Below are 23,610 nucleotides of genomic sequence, written 5' to 3' on the forward strand. Positions count from 1 at the left end.
ATTACTGTTTCAGGATCTGCTCAAGCGTAGCCCCAATAGCCAGGATCTGCGCATCGCTACCGGGTAACCCGTCAATCTCAATCCCTACCGGCAGTTGGCTGGTGGGGCCATTGCCAATCGGCAGCGACAGCCCCGGCAGACGGGCATTACTTCCTGGATCCACATTGCGGATCAGCCGGGCAAAGTTCTCGGCCGAACTGACCTCATCGTTGGCCAACGGGGCGACCACAGGTGAAGTGGGGAAGATAAGCCCATCAAGCTCATTTTCGCGGAACGTGTGCTCATAGATTGCCAGCAGGCGGGCAATGCCCTGCGAAATAGCCTGGTCATACAGGGGTGGCAGTGGGGCAGGCTGGCCGTTATTGTCCGGGATCAGCCCCGGAATAATCCCGTGTTCAAAAATGGCCCGCACGTCCGGACTGGCGATCTGCTGCACCACGTCGGCAAGCGTGAGTGGCAGATCCTGTTCCTGCAGATACTTAATCAAATCATGCTTACCTTCATGCATCACCACCGGGAACGAGACGGCGGCATTGGCCTGCTCAAGCTCGGGCATCTCGACGTTTACCAGGGTAATCCCGGCATCGCGAAGCATAGCCAGCGCGGCATGGGCCTGCTGGCTGACATCGTCATCCAGCGCTTGCCAGAAATAGTGCGCAATCCCTAATCGGATACGGTTTGCTGGTTTGGGGGGTAGCACGGCAGAACCGGTAATCAGACGGTCGAGCAGGGAGATATCGCCGACGCTGCGCGCCATTGGACCTGCGGTGTCCCGCGTGTGTGAGATGGGGGTGATGCCCGTCTGAGGATAGCGTCCGGTGGTAGGGCGAAACCCCACGCAGCCGTTCAGGGCGCAGGGCTGGCGAACCGATGCCCCGGTATCGGTGCCGATAGCGACGGGAACCATGCTAGTGGCCACCGCCACCGCGCTGCCCGACGACGACCCGCCGGCTATACGGCTCGGGTTACGGGCATTGCGTACTCCTTTGACGCCTGGCATATGATACGCCCCGTTATAGCCGGTGACGCCAAAGGCAAGCTCATGCATATTGCTTTTGCCAATAATAATGGCGCCTGCGTCGATAAGTTTCTGGATCACCGGCGCGGAGGCTGTGGGGATAAAATTTTTCAAGGCCAGGGTGCCCGCAGTATTGGGTAATCCGGCCACGTGAATGTTGTCTTTTACGGCGATGGGCACACCGCCGAGCGGTAAGGGCTCGCCGCCCCCGGCGAGGTATTTATCCCAGGCTTTGGCCTGCGCCAGTGCCTGTGCGGCGTTGACCGTAATAAATGCATTCAGGTGCTCCTGGGCTTCTATACGGGATAAACAGGCGCACACGAGCTGTTCGCTCGATATCTTTTGTTCGTAAATGAGCACGGCTGCGTCGGCGGCGCTAAGGGTGGATAAATCAGGAACGGTGTTTGCGAGGTCTGACGGATTTATTATTTTCATTGCGCTATTTCCAGACAGTGATTATCCGGATTATTTAGGCAGATCGGGCAATCGCGCGCCATCCTCAGGAATGAGGATGGGCTAATGCTTCAGGCGGGAGGCCAGCTCGGTACGGTTTGCGCAGTGCAGTTTGCTTAACGCATGCTTCAGGTGCGTGCGAACGGTGGTGAAACTGATATTCAGCAGCCTGGCGACCTCTTTATCGCCCAGTCCTTTGCAAACCAGATTGACGACCTCCTGCTCACGGGCGGTTAACGGGGAGCGGGTCTGTTTGGGTAACGCCCGCGTAAACCAGGGTTCCAGCAATTGCAGAAGACGTAATTCCCGCGAGCCGAATGCCGGTGCACCTTTCGCCCGCCAGATCCGCAGGTCACCGACATCTTCGCCGTCCCGTAAAAAGTAGACGTTAATCCCATGATGCATACCGCAGGGCTTGAGGAAATCGTGATAAAACGCGGTCTGTTTTAGCGCGCTGGAAGGCATCACGTCATCGACCAGAGTCGGCCGCTGTTTTGCCCGCAGCAGCGGGGTAATGGGATCGACATATTGCCAGGTGCTGGCATGTTCTTGCATCGCCTTGTCGTCAATGTTCCAGCTCACGCCTTTATGAGAGGTACCCGTAGCGGGGGACCAGATGCACGAGGCGGCAAAATCGGCCTTCAGCAGGCTACAAACATTCTCCAGCGTCTCGCGACGTAAAGCATGGCTGTCCTGCCCGGAACCCAACTGCCACAGGATATGAGAGAACAGGTTGAGTTCGTGGTTGTTCAAATCATCAGTGCTATACATTCCCTGTGCCCGCAAAGTGGAATTCTGGATGTGAGTGTAGGACAGAGTGCTATCGGTGCCAGTTATCTTAAGTAAATAATATTAGTTACAACATACATCGTAACCCTCTTTAAATAACACACCTGAACTCCGTGCCTCAGTACATCGCTTTACAGAGAATAAAGGGAATTTTTAACCGCTGTAGCGGATAATTTGAATTTAACCCCTATAGCGGTTATTCTGATTTTATCCCCTGTAGGGGATGACCTCAATTTATCCGCCACAGGGGATAACCATGAAAGTGACATCAGCAGACGCACTGGCTCAGGCGGTACGCGACCAGCGCAAAGTCAATAAGTTAACGCAAACCGCGACGGCTGAACAGGTAGGCATTAAACAAACTACGGTATCGGATTTCGAGAACAAGCCGGAATCGACCAAGCTGGAAACCTTGTTCAAAATCCTCTCGGCGCTGGATCTGGAACTGCACGTGGTGAAACGCGGGTCGACGCTGCCGGAAGGCAAAACCTGGACTAAGGAGTGGTAAGCAATGCGTGCACAAAGTCTGACGGTGGCCATGAATGGCGAGGTGGTGGGCACGCTATACCGGGATAGCAGCGGGGCGATGTCATTTCAGTATACGCCCGGGTGGTTATCCGAACCCGGTTCGCGCGCCATCTCTCTGTCGCTGCCTCTGCAGCACAGCCGAATAAGAGGCAAGCAGGTCTACAATTTCTTTAGCAATCTACTGCCCGATTCAGAAGCCATTCTTGCCCGAATGCAGGCCCGGTTCCAGATTGAAACTGCCCATCCTTTCGATCTGCTCGCCAGCGTCGGACGCGACTGCGTCGGTGCCATACAGCTTTACCCACCCGGACTGGACATTCCCTCGGTAATGGAGATTGTCGCCGAACCGCTGGACGAACAGCAGATCGAATCGATCCTGAAGGGCTATCAGATGTCGCCATTAGGGATGACGGAAGAGGGGGCTGATTTTCGTATTTCGCTGGCCGGTGCCCAGGAGAAAACGGCCCTGCTGTGGTATCAGAACCGCTGGCAACGGCCCCAGGGCAGTACCCCGACCAGCCATATTTTCAAGCTGCCGATCGGCAGAATCGAACAGAACAATATCGACCTGAGCGAGAGCTGCGAGAACGAGTGGCTGTGTATGCGCATTGCGAAAGCGTTTGGCTTTCCCGTCGCCCCTACCGAAATGGCGCGCTTTGGGCAAACAAAAGTGCTGGTTGTCGAGCGGTTCGATCGTCGGTGGGCCCGAAGCGGCTGGCTGATGCGCCTGCCGCAGGAGGATTTCTGTCAGGCACTGGGCGTCTCTCCGGCGCTGAAATATGAATCACATGGCGGGCCGGGGATCGCGGATGCCATGAAGTTGCTGCTCGGTTCACGGCTGGCGGCCCAGGATCGCGAGATGTTTTTTAAATCGCAGATCCTCTTCTGGATGCTAGCCGCCATCGACGGTCACGGGAAGAATTTCAGCCTGTTTATTGAGGCTGACTCCTCGTTCCGAATGACGCCGTTATACGATGTCATCTCAGCCTTTCCGCTGTTTACGGACGGCGGGATTCAGGCCAGAAAAGCCAAAATGGCGATGGCCCTGCAGGGCAAAAACCGGCAATACCATTTCGCCATGATCCAGCCGCGGCATTTTATCAGCACCGCAGCGCATGCAGGGTTTTCACCGGAGCTGGCTGAGCGCGCGATGCAGGAGATGGCCAACCGAACTGAAGAGGTGATCGCTCAGGTCACGGCAGAACTGCCAGCGGACTTCCCGACGCCTGTCCGCGAGGCTATTTTCAGCGGTTTAGCAAGCCAGGCGGCGCGGATCCTGCGCGGGACGGCGTAGGAACTTACCTGCCGGTTATCTGCGTCCGGCGGATTTCCGCCAACCGGAACCGCTCACGTATCAATGTCATCACGCGTTCGCAGACGGGCGGGAGTTCGCGGTCGGTTAAACGTAAAATGCCCAGCGTCAGGGTGATGGCAAGCGGTGGCGTGACGTGCAGCTTCACCACCGTGCCTGCCGCCAGCGCTTCAAGCATCGAAATATCGGTAGCGATAAGTATCGCGTTGCTGGAGCGCATCAGGTGATGCACGAGCTGAAAATCATTACTCAACACGCCAAAATGTTCATAAAGCCCCGAAGTAAAACCGTACAGCGTTTCCATATGCTCGATGATGGCGGGATCAAAGTATCCGGCTGCAATCACCATTGGCCACGCTTTCAGCATCGCGATATCACTGTTTTTTGTCTGCGCCAGCGGATGCTGACTGCTGGCGTACCAGGCAAAACCGCAGGTAAAGAGACTTTCAACCACCAGATCTTGTTGATAGCGCGCAATACTTGCATCCCCAACGAACAGGTCAATTTGTCGGCTGCGTAGCATATTCAGCAGCGGGGCAGAGGTATCCACGCTGAATTTCACCTGCACCTCCGGTAGATCGCGCAGCATCGTATCCAGTAAAGGACAAATAAGTTCATCCATCAGGGAGGAGCCCATCCCCAGCGCGACGCGCCCCGATTCCCCGGTCTGCATCCTCTGTAAAAGCCGTTTTCCCTCATTCTCATTCATCAGCATCCGTCTCGCTGTGGCTTCCCAGGCCAGCGCATACGGCGTCGGGCGCAGGCGGCGGTCGGTCCGGGTGAACAACGGCACGTTCAGCTGCTCTTCCAGGGCGCGAATACTGCGCGACAAGGCTGGCTGACTCAAATGCACGGCTTCTGCTGCGGCGCTCAGAGAGGCGTTCTCTATCAGGGCAATAAAGTGTTGCAACTGACGGGTATTCATAAGGGCTCCACTTGCACTTTATGCATGAAATTCGACATTAATCTGCAATTCACGAAATTAAAACAAATAAGTAACATTTAGATAAAGTTTGTTCAGCAGGAGATGATGATGCGAAAAGTACCCTCTGTTTTACCCCGGCCGGTTGTGGCGGTGATCTGCGATCGAATTCGCTATTTCGAGCATCCGGTGCATGCCGTACCGGAGACCTATCTCCGCGCGTTGCATGAGTCGGCAGATGTAATGCCCCTGCTGATGCCGGTCAGCCCGGAGATGCTGGATTTGTCCACACTTCTGGCAACGGTAGATGGCGTGATGCTGCCCGGCAGCCCGTCGAATGTGGCTGCTGAACGCTATGGTGCTGAGCCGCTGCCCGAACACACGCTGAAAGATGAGTATCGCGACGCAACGGTTTTTGCCTTGTTGCCCCAACTGATTGCGCAGGGGATCCCCCTGCTGGCTATCTGTCGGGGCTTTCAGGAACTGAACGTCTTTTTCGGCGGAACCTTAAACCGCGCCGTGCATGAACGTCCTGACGCGCTGGATCATCGGGAAGGGGATCACGATCGCCCGCTAACGTGCTGGTACGAAGACCGCCATATCGTCGAGCTCACACCCGGCGGGCTGCTGGCCTCGCTGGCCGATACGACCACCCCGAGGGTCAATTCACTGCACCATCAGGGCGTAGAGACACTGGGGAAGGGATTACACACTGAAGCACGCGCGCCGGACGGGCTGGTTGAAGCCTTTACCGCTCCGGATGCCCCCGGTTTTTTACTGGGGCTGCAATGGCACCCGGAAATGTCCCTCTGCCACAGCCCGTTTGCACGACAGATTTTCACTCGTTACGGCGATGCCTGCCGACAACGCCAGCAATCCCGCTTACTTTCTGGAGAGAATAACAATGAATTCGAAGCTCACTGCGCCATCTCTGTTTAGCCATAACTATGCCGAGGCAAGAAGGGCGTTCCTGGCCGCTGCAGAGTCTCGCCGGTTGCCCGTCGACAGCTATATCCTCGATATGCCGGGGCACGACGGTGAAACGCTGGCAACGGACGTGGTGCTGGACGGGCCGAAGGATGCCGCGAATCTGATCATAACTATCAGCGGCGTGCACGGCGTAGAAGGGTATCCCGGCTCGGCCATCCAGCGCGGACTGCTGGAGATGGGACCACTGGAGGCCAGCAATACAGCAGTTCTGCATGTGCATGCCATTAACCCGTGGGGATTTTCGTGGTCGCATCGCACCACCCAGGAGAATGTCGACCTTAACCGTAATTTTATCGACTTTTCCGCAACCCTGCCGGTGAATGAGCGCTATGCCAACATTCACGATTTACTGTTGCCCGCCAGCTGGCCACCACCGGCAGACAGTGAAGAAAAGCTTCGCGGCATGGCAAAAGTCTGGGGCGATAAAGGCTACCAGTGCGCAGTAAGTCTGGGACAATACCGCTTCCCCGATGGCTTGCATTACGGTGGCGAAAAACCTACCTGGAGCAACGAGACCTTCCGCACCATTTTGCAGCACTATGCCACCCGCTGCCAGCGGATAGGTTCGCTGGATATTCACACCGGGCTCGGTCCTTATGGCTACGGTGAACGCATTTTTGGCTGTGAATACGAAGATGCATCCTTATTACGCGCCCGCGACTGGTGGGGCGATACCATCACCTCAGTTAATACCGGCACTTCAACCAGCGTACCATTGACCGGGCCTATTCAGGCTGCGCTGTTCCGCGAATGTGAACAGGCGGAACAGACCAACATCTGTCTGGAGTACGGCACCTACCCGCAAATGCAGACCGTGCTGGCTATGCGCGGCGCACACTGGCTCACCCGTTATGGAAGCGAGGACCCACGGCAGTCTGCGGCAATTCGGCAAAGCCTGAAGGATGCATTTAATCCCCAGGACCCCTGGTGGCAAAACGAAATTTGGACACAGGGGAAACGGGTATTCCAGCAAGCGGTAGCAGGCATTAATCGCCACCCATAATAACGAACGCCTGGAGAGCAGCATGAGCCACATTACCGAAAATCCTGTTACGCAGCCCGTTCACTGGCGGGTCATTGCCGCGGCGGTTGCTGGCAATGCTTTTGAAGTGTATGACTTCGTGATTTACGCCTATTTTGCAGTGTACATCGGCCAGACATTTTTCCCGATCACCGGGGAATACGGCAGTTTACTGGTGGCTACCGCGACCTTCGGGGTGGGTTTTTTCACTCGTCCTCTGGGGGCGCTGTTTATCGGCAGCTATGCTGACCGCGTAGGACGTAAACCGGCGATGATTCTGACCGTCACGCTGATTACGCTGGGCACGCTGGGTATTGCTGCCACCCCAGGTTACGCCACCATTGGCATGGCGGCCCCGGTGATTATTGTGCTGTGCCGTCTGGTTCAGGGCATTGCTCTGGGCGGTGAGGTGGGGCCTGCGGCATCGCTGTTGATTGAAGCGGCACCCGCGAATAAACGGGGGCGTTACGCCTGTTGGCAAATCGCCAGCCAGGGGATTGCCGTCACGGTTGGCGGGCTATTTGGGGTGATCATCACCACCTCGATGTCAGCGGAGAGCCTGCAAAGCTGGGGATGGCGTCTGCCGTTTGTCTTCAGCCTGTTGATGGTGCCGCTGACCATTTATATTCGTCGTCATTTGCCGGAAACGCTGCCTGAGTCGGTCAAAAAAGAGGAGAACACCCTGCATCTGCTGAAAAGTATGTGGCGTGAACACCGCAGCTTGTTGCTGGTTGGGCTGGGCATCATGATGGTGGTGAGCGTGACGTCTCAGCTGATCAACTACATGACCTCATACGCCATTAAGGTGCTGCATCTGCATCCGGGCATTGCGCAGACCAGTATCCTGATTGCCGGACTGATCTCCTTTTTCGGAGCGCTGATCGCAGGAAGGCTGTGTGATAAGTACGGCCGCAAGAAAGTGCTGATCCTGCCGGTGTTAGTATTGAGCGTGGTGGTGATCCCACTGTTCTCATGGCTGCATGACGCTCCGGACGCTGCACGACTGCTCACGGTAACCTTTGTGGTATCGACACTGATTACCTTCCCGACAACCGCATTACTGGTGGTGGTGCCGGAGATGCTTCCCTCGCAGTTTCGCAGTACCGGCACATCGTTAATTTACGCGGTTGGGTCGGCATTATTTGGCGGGAGTACGCATTTTATTTTAACGGCGTTACTGGCCTGGACGAATCATCCTGTCGCGCCTGCCTATTACGTGCTGTTTGCCACCGCAATAAGTTTGTGCGCAATGTCACTGTTACCTGAATCGCGTCAACCCGCGATAAAAACCCAGTCCAGACTGACCTGACTGCATTGTGTAAACCGGCGTGATGGTCAGCTAAAGGCCATTACGCCAGACTTCCGTGGTCTGACCTCCCATCCCTGAAAACACATCACCCTTTCCTCAGGCATAAATTAATGAGTCTGATAATCTAATATTCCCGAGGAAACTCAACCTCACGGAAGTAATAAGGCGTTTTCACCTGGCAATGCCAAATGGAAGGGCGTTAACTTAAAAACCCAAACTATCAATAACTTAACGCATATTGACATCAAAAAATTTTGTCCGGGCGTTATTTTCTATCTGTTACCCCCCCGTTACGCAGCATTGAATCCCAGAAGTATGAGAAAAAACTGACGACAAATTATTTTTAGCACATTACCTGCGGGCGTTTCCTGGAATATTTTGGAAACCAGTGTTAGATTTTTAAAGGCGTTAATTTTCCAGACCTATAAATATACGTTTTATTGCGTTGTCAATAATACAAAGGCGTCAGATTTATAACTATATTTATCACCGTTAAGTTCTGATGCTTTATTTATTAAAGAATCATGAAGAAACACATTGAATGATACAGCTTACTCCTGCTCTGGCATAAGGATATAAAAAAGCTATGTTCAGCATTCGTCGGTCGACAAAAACGATAAATAACATCAGGTTGGTGGGCTGCATTTGTACCGCCGCCGTTCTTTTTCCTGTGCAGGCTCTGGCTGACACAGAAGAGTATGACGCTCTGGTGATGGAAGCCCGAGCCGGTAACACTAAACCGTTGCTGAATTATTTTCAGGCTCAGGAAGCGCAAAAAGCGCTGACCGCTGAGCAGGTGGCCGACTGGCTACAGGTCTCAAGCTGGGCGAATAACGATCAGGAAACGCTCAGGGTCTGGCAGCGATATCGTGGGCAAGTAGACATTCCCGCCCGCGGGCAGGTTGCGGTGGCTCGCGTGCTGCGCAACGAGCAAAAATGGGATCAGTCGCTGACGGTCTGGGAAAACGTATTACTCGCCGAACCCGAAAATGCCGACGCGCGTACCGGTTGGATAATGACTTTGGCCAACGCCCGGCGCAACGAAGAGGCATTAACCGAAGCCACAAAATGGCAGCAGCAGGAACCGGGCCCCGATCGCGATGCGCTGGTTGCTTATGTGTATCAGGCGCAAGGGAAGAACTGGGATGCTTTGCTCGCGGCAAGCCAGGCGCAGGTGGGGGATCCGCAAAATAAAAGCGCAAAATCCACCATGATCGGGGTACTGGCAGCCAACCGTATATCCGGCCCGGCGCTTCAGCTCTCGGATAATCTTACCGATTCTGACCCGATGAAACGCCGTCTGGAACTGGATGCCGCTGCGCAAATTGTGCGCTCGGCCTACACACCAACGCGTAACGAAGCGGAGCGTTTTATCGTGGCCGACCGGGCTCTGGAACGCTACGATAAATTGCTTGCGGCGTGGAAAACGCTACCGGACGCGCAGGAGGATATCCGCCGCGCCCGAACCGATCGCATTGGCGCGCTGGTTATCCGCAAGCGTAACGCTGAGGCGATTGCCGAATACGAGGCACTGGATGCGCAAGCGCCGGTGCCTTCCTACGCTAAACGCTGGGTCGCCACCGCCTACCTGAATCAACAGCAGCCCGCAAAAGCCGAAGCACTGCTGATGAGCATTTATTATCCAACCGGGCCGCTTCCCCAGACGCCGCTTAGCCCGGAAGATGAGCAGGAGCTGTTTTTCGCCCGCATCGATAATGAGAACTTCGAAGCGGCTAAACTCCAGGTCGATGATTACATCAAGAAGAGTCCCTATCTGCGGCGCATTTATGGTTCCCCGACGCTGCAGCCAAACGACAACTGGCTGACCGGCCAGATGATGCTCAGCCAGTATTACATCGCCACCAACAATCTGCCTGCCGCCGAAAAACAGGCCGAGCATTTAGCGCGCACCGGCTCCGGAAGCCAGGGACTGCGCATCACCTATGCCTCGGTACTGGAGGCGAGAGGACTGCCGCGCAAAGCCGAAGTCGAACTGAAACTTGCCGAAGTGCTGGAGCCAAGCAACCTTGAGCTGGAGCGCCAGCAGGCCTATGTCGCTCTGGATCTGCAGGAGTGGAAGCAGGCGGATGAGCTGACCGACGACGTTATCGCCCGTAGCCCGGACGACACCTCAACGCTGCGGCTGGCGCGTATTCGTGACGTCCACAAAATGGCCGAACTGCGGATCAATGGTTATCAGGGTATTTCGTCCGACAGTCCGGTCAGCGGTAAACACGACTTCACCTTAAATTCGGCGATTTACAGCCCGCCGATTAATGATAACTGGCGCCTGTTTACCGGCTTCAACTTTGCCACCGGCGAGTTCGAAGAAGGGAAGGGGATCAGTCGCGATCTGGCGGCTGGTGCCGAATGGACCTCACGTGATTACTGGGCCGAAATGGAAATCTCCGGCCGCAACTACGGCGACGGGCAAAAGATTGGTGGGCGTCTGTCGGGCTGGCATGACTTTAATGACAACTGGCGGGTAGGGGCCTCGGCCGAGCGGCTGGCGCGCAGCACACCTCTGCGTGCTCTGCGCAATAACGTCAGCGCCAATGGCGGAGACGGATACATTCGCTGGTATCAGAACGAGCGGCGCGAATACCAGCTCTCTTTTGCTGGATCGCATTTCTCCGATGGCAACGACCGTATTGAATACGGTCTGAGCGGCAAAGAGCGTCTGTGGACCAAACCGCGCTTTACCCTGGATTTCATCCCGGCAATCAGCGGCAGCGTTAACAGCAAAGAAGACGTGCTGTATTACAACCCGAAACAGGATTTTACCTTCGTGCCGGGGCTGAGTGCGGAACATGTTCTGTATCGCCTGTATGACACAGTCTGGACGCAACAGCTTACCGCGGGGGTCGGCAGCTACTGGCAGCAGGATCACGGAACGGGTGTGGTCACCCAGCTGGGGTACGGACAGCGTATTCAGTGGAATCATGTGGTGGACGGCGGGTTGATGTTGACCTGGGATAAACGTCCCTACGATGGCAAGCGAGAGCGGAACATCGCCATCGCTTTCGATTTGAACGTCAGGTTTTAGGGGCCGACTATGTTAAAGAAAGGGCTGCGCTCGACCTTGCTCATCGCCGGATGGATACTGATCACCGCCTGCGGTGGGGCGAACACGCCGCGCTATGATCCCCCGGCGGACAGGGCCCCACTGACCGCCGATCACGCCTGGCCGAAAAACAGTTTTCTGGTGATCGGCTATCACGATGTGGAGGATAATGCGGCCGACCAGCGCTATCTGTCGGTGCGCACCAGCGCACTGAACGATCAGATGGCCTGGCTGCGCGACAACGGCTATCACCCGGTGAGCGTGCAGCAAATCCTCGATGCGCACGACGGCAAAATCGTGCTGCCAGAGAAAGCCGTCCTGCTGACCTTCGATGATGGTTACAGCAGCTTTTACACCCGGGTCTGGCCGCTGCTGAAATCCTACAACTGGCCTGCGCTGTGGGCGCCGGTCGGGAGCTGGGTGGACTCACCGCCCGGCAAGCCTGTCAACTTTGGCGGCTTGATGACGCCGCGCGATAAATTTGCCACCTGGCAAATGGTTAAGGAGATGGGGGACTCGCCGCTGGTTGAAATTGGCGCCCATACCTGGGCTTCACATTACGGCAGCACGGCTAACCCACAGGGCAGTCAGCAGCCAGCCGTCGCCAACCACCTCTACAATAAAGCCACCAAACAGTATGAAACGGACGCGCAGTTCAATCAGCGCATTAATACCGATCTGGATCTGATTACGCAAAAGATCACCGAGGTCACCGGCAAAGCACCGCGCGCCTGGGTATGGCCTTATGGTGCCGCGAGCGGAACCACCTGGCAGATCGCGAAAGAGCACGGCTATCAGATGGCGTTCACCCTGAACGAGGGACTGGCTAACGCCGCCAATCTGGACGATGTGCCGCGTATTTTGATCTCCGACAACCCGTCACTCCAGCGCTTTGCCGCCCAGGTGGCACAGGTACGTGAGCCGCGCACGATGCGGGTGATGCACGTCGACCTCGATTATGTTTACGATAAGAACCCGGATCAGCAGCGCAGAAATATCGACAAGCTGATCCAGCGTGTTTATGACATGCGTATCTCACATGTTTTCCTGCAGGCCTACGCCGATCCGAAAGGTGACGGCAACATCCGCGAGCTGTACTTCCCTAACCGCTGGCTGCCGATGCGCGCCGACCTGTTTAACTATCTTGCCTGGCAGCTGCAGACCCGTGCCGGCGTGGAGGTTTTCGCCTGGATGCCGGTGCTGGCATTCGATCTTGATGGTTCCATCCCGCGCGTCATGAAATGGGATCCGGACACCCACCGCAGCGCCGTTGATAAACAGCAATATATACGTCTTTCTCCCTGGAACGCCGAGGCGCGTAAACGTATCACCGAGATCTACCAGGACCTGGCAACGCACGCCAGCTTTAAAGGGATCTTGTTCCACGATGATGCCTTCCTGACTGACTTTGAAGATGCCTCGCCGGATGCGCTGGCTGCTTACCGGGCCGCCGGGTTCCCGGGCGACATCGGGAAGATTCGCGATAACCCCCAGATGTTTGAACGCTGGACGCGGTTCAAGAGCCGCGCCCTGATCGACTTTACTCTCCAGCTCACCCGGGCCACGCAGGCGATTCGCGGCCCGCAGGTGAAAACGGCGCGCAACATTTATGCCATGCCGGTACTGGAGCCGGAGAGCGAGGCGTGGTTTGCGCAGAACCTCTCCGATTTCCTTGGCACCTATAACTGGACGGCTCCAATGGCGATGCCATTGATGGAGAAAGTGCCACTTGATGAGTCCAATGCCTGGCTCGATAAACTGGTCAATGCCGTTGCCCAACATCCTGGCGCACTGGACAAGACCGTGTTCGAGCTGCAGGCGCGCGACTGGCGACAACCCGAAGGGCAAAGTGAAATCAGCGGTACACAGCTGGCCGACTGGATGCGTCAGCTGAAGCTGAGCGGGGCGGTCAACTACGGCTATTACCCCGATGATTTCATCAACGATAAACCTGAGATGTCAGAGGTTCGATCGACATTCTCCTCATTCTGGTATCCGCAAAAATGACCGATCGCATTGTCGCTTTCCTCATCCTTTGCCTGATGTTCAGCCTGCCTCTGAGCGTGGCGGTCATCTTTACCGGCGAAGTGATGCTGAACTTTATTTTCTTATGGCCACTGTTTATGTCTGCCCTGTGGATGAGCGGCGGGCTTTACTTCTGGTTCTACCGTGAACGTCACTGGAAGTGGGGGAAAGACACGCCTCCGCCGGTGCTGGAGGGATCGCCGCTGATTTCGATCCTGATCCCTTGCTATAACGAAGGAGATAACGCCAGGGAGACCATCGAAGCGGCGCTTGCGCAGCGCTATGAAAACATTGAAGTGATCGCCATTAACGACGGTTCAAAAGATAACACCGGCGAGGTACTGAACCAACTGGCGAGCGAATACCCGCGGCTACGGGTAATTCATCTGGCAGAAAATCAGGGCAAAGCTGTGGCGTTGAAAACCGGTGCAGGCGCGGCACGCAGTGATTTTCTGGTTTGTATCGACGGGGATGCGTTACTGGATCGTGACGCCGCAGCCTATATGGTGGCGCCGCTGTTGCAGTTCCCACGCGTGGGTGCCGTAACCGGGAACCCACGGGTTCGGACCCGTTCGACCCTGATTGGCCGGGTGCAGGTTGGCGAGTTCAGTTCGATCATTGGCCTTATCAAACGCACCCAGCGCGTGTACGGCCAGGTGTTTACCGTCTCCGGCGTCATTGCGGCGTTTCGCCGCCGGGCGCTGGCGGAAGTCGGGTACTGGAGCCCGGACATGATCACCGAGGACATTGATATCAGCTGGAAGCTGCAGCTCCGGCACTGGTCGGTATTCTTTGAACCGCGCGCGCTGTGCTGGATCCTGATGCCGGAAACGCTTAAAGGACTCTGGAAGCAGCGTCTTCGCTGGGCGCAGGGCGGCGCTGAAGTGTTTATCGTCAATATGCGCCGCCTGTGGGCCTGGGAATATCGCCGGATGTGGCCGCTGTTTGCCGAGTTTTGCCTGTCGACCGTCTGGGCTTTTTCTTACGCAATCAGCATTCTGCTGTTCCTGATGGGGCTGATACTGCCGATGCCTGAAAGCCTGTACGTTCACCATCTGTTCCCACCGGGCTTTACCGGACTGATGTTGGGCGTGGTGTGCCTTCTGCAGTTCCTGGTCAGCCTGCTGATCGAACGGCGCTATGAGAAGGGCATTACCGCCTCACTGTTCTGGATAATCTGGTTCCCGGTGGTGTATTGGGTGCTGAGCTTGTTTACAACCCTTGTCGCATTCCCGAAAGTCATGCTGATGCGCCAGCGCGGCAGAGCTCGCTGGGTCAGTCCTGACCGTGGTATTGGGAGAATCAAATCATGAATCAACCGCTGATCTTTACCGAACGTCGTCGAATGCCCAGGCTGGTCGATGTTGCGCTCACGCTGCTCGCCTGGGGTGTCTTTATCTGGCTGATTTATAACGGCCTGGCCTTAGCACTGGACCGTTCCCATCAGACGGAGATAAGACCTTTCTTCATTACGCTCGACGCACTGACTATTTATACAGTAGTTGCATTGTTCAATGGCCTGGTGCTGATCGGCTGGGCAAAATATAACCAGTATCGCTTCCGCATAGAGCGCCGCCGCCGTAAAGCAGGGCTGGAAGAGCCTGAACTGGCAACCAGCCTGCACATCTCTGAGAACCTGACTCACCAGCTGAGCGAGGCCAGGGTGATGACGGTTTATCACGATGACAAGGGCGACATCGACCATATTGAAGGCGTCGGGCCGGCGCAGGACGATGTGTTGCTGCCGGAAAATGTCATCAGGCTGGATTCGTTATTCGCCCATGACCATCACCGGGTTGTTATGTAGCCATAACAACGTTGAGCAAAGCGCTGCCCACGGAGCCGGGCAGGTGAGCAGCGCTTTGCTATCGATATCTCACTTCTCATTACTTCATCTTTCCTGAAAATAATATATTCACGCCTTCTCGCCTGGCGCTTCGTTTAAACGAAGCCGCTTAAACCTCTCCTTGGCAATATAAGCAATCATTAAATTCAGCAAGGGCTATTATTAATGTTGATGGTTAGTTTTAACAAATCATTAACCTATTTTATTATCCTGATAATACTGAAAACAGTGGAGATTAAAATGACTAATTATCAACATGTTGAAGAGAGAAGAGTCGATCCGCTTTACCCGGCGATTAATCCGCTGATCCATAAGAGAATCTCATGGAGCGCGGTATTTGCAGGCGTTGTAATATCCATCGTTGTTTATCTGTTATTAATGATTTTAGGTTCGGCAATCGGGGCGACCACGGTAGACCCTTTGCAGGAAGAGCGTCCTCTTGAGGGCTTAGCCACCGGGGCCGCCATCTGGATCGGAGTCAGTATGATTATCTCTGCCGCCGTCGGAGGATATGTCAGCGGCTGGCTGGCCCACCGTCACGGTTCATTACATGGGGTATTAGTTTTTGGTGTGAACACGCTTATTTGTACCGCATTTTTAATCATGCTTGCCAATAATGCGACCAGTGGTGCTATTAGTGTGGTTGGTTCAGGAATGCAAACCGTCGGCAGCAGTATTAAAGCCGTTGCACCTTCCGTCACGCAAATGGCGAAGGAAAAGTTAGCGGAAAATAATATCAACCTTGACGATTTCCAGAATCAACTGGAATTAACGTTAAGACAGACAGGTAAGCCAGAATTACAACCCGAAGCGCTTGAACAGAATGCGAGCAATGAAGCGAACATGGCGCAACAAAACATGAATCAAGGCGGGGATGTCACCCGGTTTATTAAAGGATTAACGGACCGAAACAGTGCCACCTTTGAAGCAGCCGATCGTCAGGCGCTGAAAAACATCATCATGGCCAGAACCGGCAAGAGTGATGCCGAAGCGGAGCAGATGGTCGATCAGGCGCAGAAAAATTATCAGGTTGCCCGTCAGAAATATGAAGAGCTGAAAAAACAGGCCGAACAAAAAGCGCGGGAAGCGGGCGAGAAAGCCGCCGCCGCCGCCGCGAAGGCCAGCTGGTTTAGTTTCTTCATGTTGGTGGTTATGGCTATCGTTGCTGGCGCGACAGGCGCTGCCGGTTACCATCGTCAACACAAGGTGGTTGTGACAACGCATCAGGTTTAGTGATTAAGATGCTATGTCTTATCGCTCCGTGAGAATGCAGGAGAAGGGTTCTCACGGAGTCATGATTTTTAATGCCGAATGTCATCATCCCTGAATCATTAAAGTAACGTGCGGTTTTCCTGCCATTTCTGATGAGGTAGGGCGTAACTCAAAATCAATCATGCGCATGCTGTCACCAGACACAGATCCAGGGGTCAAAGCGTTTATGGCCGTAGTGAAAGCCGCTGAACGGCAATCTATGAAAATGGTTTAACAGGAGGCCCGGCCAACGCGCTGGGTTTTTTATGCTGAGGTAAGAAGTAGGTTGTGCACAGAGCGGTGAAGGAGGAGGAGTGATTAAGGTTAGAAGTGTCTTGATATACCTGCGTCGTTAACCCGGATCGTATTTAACATAATATACATTATGCGCACCAACATGAGGCCAGGCAGAATCCAGCATTTTTCAGTCATGATGACCCTGGTCGTTAATAGCCTCCAGCATGATTAAATAAATCCGACCGTCTGCTGTTTTAAACAAAAAATTTACCCACCAGCATGGTTATTTTTAATTTTGTCGACCATGCTTTTTATAACTATAGAATCAGTCACTTCTGATGCTGCCAGCACTATCGGCTCTCTCATACCCAGGATGCGTAAATGCGCAATGCACTTATTCCCATCGCTGTTGCTGTGGCCATGTTTGTGTTGGGTGTTTTTATTTTAAGTACACAGCTCTGGTACTCTGCGCGCGCCGACAGCTTTACGGGGGCCAGGTATGCAATAAAAAATATCAATGCGATCCTTGATGAAGCGCGGCTTGCCACCCGCACGGCAATGAAGATTGCTGCGAAAGGCTGTGAGCTGGATGAACAGTATCAGTTGGGTATCGAGGCGGCCCTTCAACCCCATCTCAGAACTATCATCATTCTCAGACAGGGAAAGGCCTGGTGTTCGTCCCTTCCGGGTAACCGTGTATTGCTGGTGAATGTTTCTGCGTTACCGGATTCGCAGTTGCTGCTGGTGCCTGCCAGAAGCTCGGTCAATGAACGTCCCGTTCTGCTATATCAAACGAACGTCGAAGAAAGTCGGATGGTGGTCACCATCAGCGACCACCATCTACAGGATGCCCTGAATATCCCGCTAAAAGATGTCCGGTATTCATTAAGAGTGGGAAATAACGTTATCGGGATAACCGGCGACGCGATGATGGTAAAAGACACGGAACATCCCACTGGACACGTTCAGGCCACAGATTATCCCTACCGCATCGAGTTCACCCCTCCCCCATTTTTTAGCCTGCAGAGGTTAATTAACCAGGCCGGAGCCGTGTTATTTTTTTTACTGCTGATGTCCTGCCTGGCTGCCTATATTCTGCATAAGTACCTGAATAAAAATACCCTGCCGGAAGAGTCATTGCGTAGAGCGATTGCCAGAAATGAGATCGTCCCTTTTTATCAGCCGATCGTAAACGGCAAAGCCGGCACATTGCGCGGTGTGGAAGTGCTGGCCAGATGGAAGCATCCGCAGGCAGGCTACATTTCTCCGGCGTCGTTTATCCCGCTCGCAGAAAAGTCAGGGTTAATTGTGCCACTCACGCAAAGCCTGATGGCGCAAGTGGCGGCAAATATGAACCTTATTGCTAGCAAGCTGCCGGAGGGATTTCATGTGGGGATTAACTATAGCGCGTCTCATATTTGTACCCCCACCTTCGTGGAAGAGTGCTTAAAATATAAAGACAGTTTTACCCGGCACGATTTAAACCTGGTTATTGAGCTCACGGAGCGTGAGCCGTTGGATATCAACGACCATCTCGTCCAGACCCTGAACCGACTGCATGAAAACGGCTTTGCCATTGCGCTGGATGATTTTGGTACCGGATACTCGGGTCTCTCATATCTGTATGATTTGCATATCGATTACATCAAGATTGACCAAAGTTTTGTTGGCCGGGTCAATGCGCATGAAGACTCGACCCGAATTCTGGACTCGGTGCTGGACCTGGCGCGCAAACTCTCGATTAGCATCGTGGCCGAAGGCGTGGAAACGCAGGAGCAACTGGATTATCTCAACCGCAATAACATTACCTTTCTGCAGGGCTACTACTTCTACAAACCCGTCCCCTTTACGGAGCTGATCAAGATTCTGTTATCCAAACCGAACGTCAGAGTAAGGGTTGAGTAACCCTTATCATCCTGCCGGTTTATACCGCCGCTGCAGCGTCGCATCCAGCTTGCGTTGCAGCGGTTCCGGGACGTCGCCCTCAATCAACTTGCCGATTAAATCAAAGCAGTGCCACGCCAGTTGGCGATTATCCTGGCGGATGGTATCAATGGGGATGGCCAGGGAATCGTACAGGTAGTGATCGTCAAAACTAGCCAGTCGCATATCGCTTTGCAACAGATTGTGTTGACCCATGTAACGCAACACCCCTTCAAGTAACCCACAAGCGGCAGTGAAAACGGCCTTAGGTGGACGACCCAGCTGTGCGCACAGCGCAGCGAACATCTCGTAGCCGGAACTTGGATGATAGTTCCCATGAACAATCCATTCCGGGCGCAATGTGACTCCGGCCTGCTCTAACCCCTGTTTAAATCCCTCTAAACGGTCGCGCGTGGGTGAAAGTCGCGGCTGTCCACCCAGGAAATAGATTTCATCCGGATGCTGGCGAGCAATGTCGGCGACGAGCGCTTTGGTTGGGGTTATGGAGTCAGTAATGACCTGCGGTAACGAGCTGTCGTTCATATGCCTGTCAAACAGCACGATGGGCAGCTGTTCGCTGAGTTTTTGGTAGTCGGTATCATTCAACATGCTTGAGGCCACAATCAGGCCATCGACCTGGCGGGAAACCATATTGTTCACCACCACGGTTTCTTGTCCCGGATTTTCATCCGTACAGGAGATAAGCAACTGGACGCCGGCTTCGCGGCACAGCGTCTCCAGCTCATGAGAAAAATCAGCAAAGCCGTAGTTGGTGATTTCTGGCACGACCAGTCCAATGGTATGGCTACGGTTATCCCGCAGCGATCGCGCATGAATGCTGGGCTGATAGTGATGCTGTTTGGCAATGGCCAGCACGCGGTCGCGGGTCTCTTCCGCGACACGTAATTCTTTGCTGCGACCATTCAAAACCAGACTGGCGGTCGCTTTCGATACGCCCGCCAGTTCTGCTACGTCTTTAATAGTGATGCGTTTTGTTTTTCTCACAACGACTTAGATCCGGCTGCCAAAACCCTCATTCTACCATGCTGGCGCGAAGCGACCAGTAGCGTAATGTGATGGCTGACGCACCTTCGAAGCCTATTTGCGCCGGATGGTGCGGGAAATAGCGACTGCTCATAACGCCCTCGCCTTCATTGATGAAAATTTCCACGCTGGAGCTGTCGCACAGCACGCGCAGAGAGGTGACTTTCCCCTGCCAGTAACGCGTCAACATATCGTCGTTGTGCAGGCTTTTTCGTTCCAGCCTTATCCCCTTTTCATCCAGGCTGAGCCACAGCGTGTTGGCGAGGTTCACCTTAACCGGTGCGTCCGCTCTAAGCTCAAACTCAAGGCGCGTTGCGTCCAGCAGCGGCGCATTGTCTGCAGATCCTTGCCAGCTGTGTTCTGTCTGGCGTAGCTGTTGCAACTCCTGAACCGGCGTTTGCCACAGTTTCCCCTCGCGGAAGTGCAACTCTCGCGGACAAGTCATCTGATGGATCCAGCCATTTTCGCGCGTTGGCTGTAACATCTCCTCCCCGTCCGGGACGCCCATCCAGCCAATCAGGATCCGACGTCCATCAGCCGCTAATGTCGTTTGTGGGGCATAAAACTCAAACCCGGCATCCAGCTCTTGCAGCTCGCCATGCGTAAAGGTGGCCGGGTCATAACGAAAATCACCGTGCATCCAGGTCGCAGGATAGGTATTGAGATAGCGGTGTGGCTCGCGCGCGAGCCCCTGCGGACAGCAGATCAGCACGTGCGTACCGTCCAGCTCGAACAGATCCGGACATTCCCACATGTAGCCCGCGTTTTGCAGGCCGTTTACGCCATGACCCGCTATTTCACCGCGAGGCTGCCAGCTGCGCAAATCAGCAGACTGGTACAGCAGAACCTTGCCGCGCTTTTGTAAATCCTGTGCGCCCAACACCATGTACCAGTGACCCTCGTGCTGCCACACTTTTGGGTCGCGCACATGACCAGTGTACCCTTCCGGCAAGGCGAGAACGGGACCGAGCTTATCAAAACCTCCGGTCTCGTTTTGTACCGCCAGACATTGCCATGCGGTGCGACTACCGTCATCGAATTTGACGTTACCGGTGTAGCACAGCGTTAATACACCTTGGTCATCCACGGCGCTGCCAGAGTAGCAGCCGTTACGGTCATACGCTTCATCAGGCATCAGTGCCATGGGTTCATGCTGCCATTGCACTAAATCAGCCGAACTCCAGTGGCCCCAGCATTTATAGCGATGATCGCATCCCAGCGGATTCCACTGATAGAAAAGGTGGTAACGCCCGGCAAACCAGATAAACCCGTTGGGATCGTTCATCAATCCCGTAACCGGTGCCAGATGCCACCGGGGATAATCATCGTCAGCCAACGCCTGCGGTTGGCCTTTCATAACGGCCTGCAGTACCGCAGGCCAGCGAGAAGGCATCGTCATTATTCAGAGTCCGTTTTGTACTTCAGCAGTAAAGAGAGGGCAAAGGCGACGCCAAAGGCAATGACCATGCCGATGATATAGTTCAGCAGCGAGTTCGCCTGCACAATCGCCATGCCGGGGATCGCCGTCAGTCCCACGGCCGTCATATACACATGCACTGAAACGACCCAGGCTCCGCCCGCTGCACCGCCAATCAGCGCCGCGATAAACGGCTTCACAAAGCGCAGGTTAATACCGAAGATGGCTGCCTCGGTGATCCCCAGCATGGCGGAAAATGCAGACGGCAAGGTAATCGCTTTAATCTTCACATCTTTGGTTTTGAACCATACGGCCAGACACGCCCCCCCTTGCGCGACGTTCGCCATCGCCCAAATCGGCAGCAGGAAGTTAACCCCAATCGACGGATTGCCCAGCAATCCGGCTTCGATAGCGTGGAAGCTGTGGTGAATACCGGTAATCACTATCACCGAGTACAGACCACCGAATAACAGTCCTGCCAGCCAACCCGCATGCTCAATCAAGGTGCTTAATACCAACGAGATACCGTCGCCCAGTGCGCGACCCGCCGGGCCAATAATCAGCAACGCAATAAAACCGGAAATAATAACGGTGAAAAACGGTGTCAGGATCAGGTCCAGCGCGTCGGGGATCACCCGGCGAAGTTGTTTTTCGACATGGCTCATAAACCATACCGCTAACAGCACCGGGAATACCGTCCCCTGATAGCCGATCATGGCAATGTCGAGACCAAAAAAGTTCATGGTATGGAAACCCGACGCCACGCCCCAGGCGTTGGTCAACGCCGGATGCGTCAGAATCCCGCCCAGCGTCGCCCCCAGGTACGGGTTACCGCCAAATTCGCGGGCGGCGGTAAAACCAATCAGGATCGGCAAAATAATAAACGCTGCGGAACTGCACATGTCGAGCATGATGTAGATCGCGTTATCGGCATTCACCCAACCGTACGTTTTTACCATCCCCAGCAGGCCCATCAACAGACCCGATGCGACGATAGCAGGGATAATCGGCACGAAAATATTCGACAGCAGGCGTGCGATACGCTGGAACGGATTCAGCTTGCGCGCCGCAATGTCGGCAGCTTCAGACTTGGTGGATTCACCTATTCCCGCGGCCTGAATAAAGGCAGCATAGACTTTATTAACAACGCCGGTGCCGAAAATAATCTGCATTTGACCCGCGTTGCGAAAACACCCTTTGACCCCTTCGACCTGGCCTACCGCCTGCTGATCGGCCAGCGCATCGTCAACCAGTACCAGACGTAAACGCGTGGCACAGTGCGCCGCGCTGGCAATGTTCTCTTTTCCACCCAGCAGCGGAATCAGCGCGCGGGCAATATTATCGAAATCCATAAACACCTCTACCTGAACTTATTTTTATGATGACAGTGACGCCCCCGCCAGGCGGGAGCGTGAAGGGTTAAAACCAGGTTTCCATCTGTACCCCAAAGTTCCATTCCCCACCTGCGTTGAAGCCGCTGCTGCCAAAGGCATCATCGCTGGCGTAGTTATCCAGTTTGCTGCTCCAGTCCATCCATGTGGCGTACAACCGTAATTCCGGACGGCTGAAGAAATCGCCGATCTTGCCCGCTTTTAACGTCGGGGCAAACGTCAGTTTGTAGAAGCTCCCGTTCACCGCGTTGCGGTCCTTGTAGCCTTCCGGATTCAGATCCATGTATTGATAGCTACCCTCAAAGGCAAGGGCGAAGTTCTGCGTCACTTCCTTAATCAACCGCGTGTTGAGGGTGACCCACTCGTAGCTGTCGCCTTTGACATAACGATCTTTGCTGCTCTGCGCCAGCAGCGCAGGCGCGATATGCCAGCCGCCGCCGAGTGGCGTGACACCGTAACTGGCGAAACGCCAGGTATCGGCTTCTGACAGCAACGCCCCGTCGGAACCGATGCTTTTCACTTCTGCGCCCAGGCCGTGACCGTACAGTAATGCCGTTTTGGCAGAACCTTCACGCAGGCCGTAGAAGCTGTCGTTGTGCAAGCCCACCAGCGCATGGACGCCGTTGTTAGCGGCATCGGTTTTGATCGCATCGCCGTTGGCATCCTGACGGTCTTCGTTGTCCTTTGCGCGCATGCCGCTCACCATCACCTGCAGTGGACCGGCAAAGTGATTCATGCTCAAAATGTAGTTTTGAACGTTGTTGTCGATCTCCTCTTCGCTGCCGAAGTTGCGCCCGTAAATAGCGAAATTGCTGCGGAAATCGTCGTCCCATTTCACGTCATAGACCCCGCCCCCGGTCCCGGCCAGGAACACAACATCAGAATCGAGCCAGTGGATATCGAAGTTGTCACGGTCGAAACGCTTACCGGCCCAGAAGGTGCTGCTCTTCAGCGGTCCGCTAAAATCGGGCAAGCTGCCCAACTCTGCAAACGCCTGGCGAATATTCAGGTCGCTGGAGTCTGCTGACCAGTCGTTATAGGTTTTTTGACCATCGGCGAGCATCGCCTTA

Annotated in this window: 18 protein-coding genes; 11 read left to right on the forward strand and 7 right to left on the reverse strand. The window is 54.6% G+C overall.

What is annotated here, in order from left to right; all coding sequences use genetic code 11:
- Position 1 precedes the first annotated feature (1 nt).
- Both iaaH and ACRDD5_RS15240 read right to left on the reverse strand, forming a co-directional pair.
- Positions 2-1,453, reverse strand: a complete 1,452-nt coding sequence (gene iaaH, locus ACRDD5_RS15235) for an indoleacetamide hydrolase (RefSeq protein WP_438677204.1) — start codon at positions 1,451-1,453, stop codon at positions 2-4.
- Between the two features lie 81 nt (positions 1,454-1,534).
- Positions 1,535-2,242 (reverse strand): response regulator transcription factor, encoded by a 708-nt coding sequence (locus tag ACRDD5_RS15240; RefSeq protein ID WP_438677205.1) that lies wholly within the window; start codon positions 2,240-2,242, stop codon positions 1,535-1,537.
- A 274-nt stretch (positions 2,243-2,516) separates the two neighbouring features.
- Here ACRDD5_RS15240 and ACRDD5_RS15245 point away from each other — a divergent pair, with 274 nt between their 5' ends.
- Positions 2,517-2,768, forward strand: coding sequence for a helix-turn-helix domain-containing protein (locus tag ACRDD5_RS15245; RefSeq protein ID WP_271281089.1), 252 nt, complete (start codon positions 2,517-2,519; stop codon positions 2,766-2,768).
- A gap of 3 nt (positions 2,769-2,771) precedes the next feature.
- Entirely contained in the window at positions 2,772-4,082 is a 1,311-nt protein-coding gene (locus ACRDD5_RS15250; protein WP_438677206.1) for a type II toxin-antitoxin system HipA family toxin, read from the forward strand.
- 4 nt (positions 4,083-4,086) lie between these two features.
- Here ACRDD5_RS15250 and ACRDD5_RS15255 read toward each other — a convergent pair whose 3' ends face one another.
- On the reverse strand, positions 4,087-5,025 hold the full coding sequence (locus tag ACRDD5_RS15255; RefSeq protein WP_438677207.1) for a LysR family transcriptional regulator: 939 nt from the start codon (positions 5,023-5,025) through the stop codon (positions 4,087-4,089).
- A 108-nt stretch (positions 5,026-5,133) separates the two neighbouring features.
- Between ACRDD5_RS15255 and ACRDD5_RS15260 the strand changes: the two genes are divergently transcribed.
- From ACRDD5_RS15260 to ACRDD5_RS15300, 9 genes are all read left to right on the forward strand, one after another.
- Entirely contained in the window at positions 5,134-5,961 is an 828-nt protein-coding gene (locus ACRDD5_RS15260; protein WP_438677208.1) for a gamma-glutamyl-gamma-aminobutyrate hydrolase family protein, read from the forward strand.
- The gene (locus ACRDD5_RS15265; RefSeq protein WP_438677209.1) at positions 5,927-7,015 is read left to right on the forward strand and encodes a M14 family metallopeptidase; all 1,089 of its coding nucleotides are present in this window, start codon (positions 5,927-5,929) and stop codon (positions 7,013-7,015) included. The genes ACRDD5_RS15260 and ACRDD5_RS15265 overlap by 35 nt, the downstream gene beginning before the upstream one ends.
- Before the next feature lie 22 nt (positions 7,016-7,037).
- The gene (locus tag ACRDD5_RS15270; RefSeq protein WP_438677210.1) at positions 7,038-8,342 is read left to right on the forward strand and encodes an MFS transporter; all 1,305 of its coding nucleotides are present in this window, start codon (positions 7,038-7,040) and stop codon (positions 8,340-8,342) included.
- A 586-nt stretch (positions 8,343-8,928) separates the two neighbouring features.
- Positions 8,929-11,388: a poly-beta-1,6 N-acetyl-D-glucosamine export porin PgaA gene (gene pgaA, locus ACRDD5_RS15275; protein WP_438677211.1), complete on the forward strand. Its 2,460-nt coding sequence runs from the start codon at positions 8,929-8,931 to the stop codon at positions 11,386-11,388.
- Positions 11,389-11,397: 9 nt separating this feature from the next.
- On the forward strand, positions 11,398-13,413 hold the full coding sequence (gene pgaB, locus ACRDD5_RS15280) for a poly-beta-1,6-N-acetyl-D-glucosamine N-deacetylase PgaB (protein WP_438677212.1): 2,016 nt from the start codon (positions 11,398-11,400) through the stop codon (positions 13,411-13,413).
- Entirely contained in the window at positions 13,410-14,744 is a 1,335-nt protein-coding gene (gene pgaC, locus ACRDD5_RS15285; RefSeq protein ID WP_271281097.1) for a poly-beta-1,6-N-acetyl-D-glucosamine synthase, read from the forward strand. Before pgaB ends, pgaC begins: the two co-directional genes overlap by 4 nt.
- Positions 14,741-15,238 (forward strand): poly-beta-1,6-N-acetyl-D-glucosamine biosynthesis protein PgaD, encoded by a 498-nt coding sequence (gene pgaD / locus ACRDD5_RS15290; protein WP_438677213.1) that lies wholly within the window; start codon positions 14,741-14,743, stop codon positions 15,236-15,238. The genes pgaC and pgaD overlap by 4 nt, the downstream gene beginning before the upstream one ends.
- Before the next feature lie 279 nt (positions 15,239-15,517).
- Complete coding sequence (locus tag ACRDD5_RS15295) at positions 15,518-16,510, forward strand: hypothetical protein (RefSeq protein WP_418939595.1); 993 nt, start codon at positions 15,518-15,520, stop codon at positions 16,508-16,510.
- Positions 16,511-17,146: 636 nt separating this feature from the next.
- Complete coding sequence (locus ACRDD5_RS15300) at positions 17,147-18,670, forward strand: EAL domain-containing protein (RefSeq protein ID WP_438677214.1); 1,524 nt, start codon at positions 17,147-17,149, stop codon at positions 18,668-18,670.
- Between the two features lie 6 nt (positions 18,671-18,676).
- On the opposite strand, the gene ACRDD5_RS15305 is transcribed toward ACRDD5_RS15300, so the two are convergent.
- The 4 genes from ACRDD5_RS15305 to ACRDD5_RS15320 form a co-directional block, all read right to left on the reverse strand.
- Positions 18,677-19,693, reverse strand: a complete 1,017-nt coding sequence (locus tag ACRDD5_RS15305; RefSeq protein WP_271281102.1) for a LacI family DNA-binding transcriptional regulator — start codon at positions 19,691-19,693, stop codon at positions 18,677-18,679.
- A 28-nt stretch (positions 19,694-19,721) separates the two neighbouring features.
- Positions 19,722-21,131, reverse strand: coding sequence for a sucrose-6-phosphate hydrolase (locus ACRDD5_RS15310; RefSeq protein ID WP_438677215.1), 1,410 nt, complete (start codon positions 21,129-21,131; stop codon positions 19,722-19,724).
- Complete coding sequence (locus tag ACRDD5_RS15315) at positions 21,131-22,501, reverse strand: sucrose-specific PTS transporter subunit IIBC (RefSeq protein WP_271281104.1); 1,371 nt, start codon at positions 22,499-22,501, stop codon at positions 21,131-21,133. Before ACRDD5_RS15315 ends, ACRDD5_RS15310 begins: the two co-directional genes overlap by 1 nt.
- 67 nt (positions 22,502-22,568) lie before the next feature.
- Positions 22,569-23,610, reverse strand: a 1,042-nt coding sequence (locus tag ACRDD5_RS15320) for a carbohydrate porin (protein WP_438677216.1), incomplete at its 5' end; no start/stop codon positions are given.

The sequence above is a fragment of the Silvania sp. genome (assembly GCF_051656365.1).
GTDB lineage: Bacteria > Pseudomonadota > Gammaproteobacteria > Enterobacterales > Enterobacteriaceae > Enterobacter > Enterobacter hatchlandensis.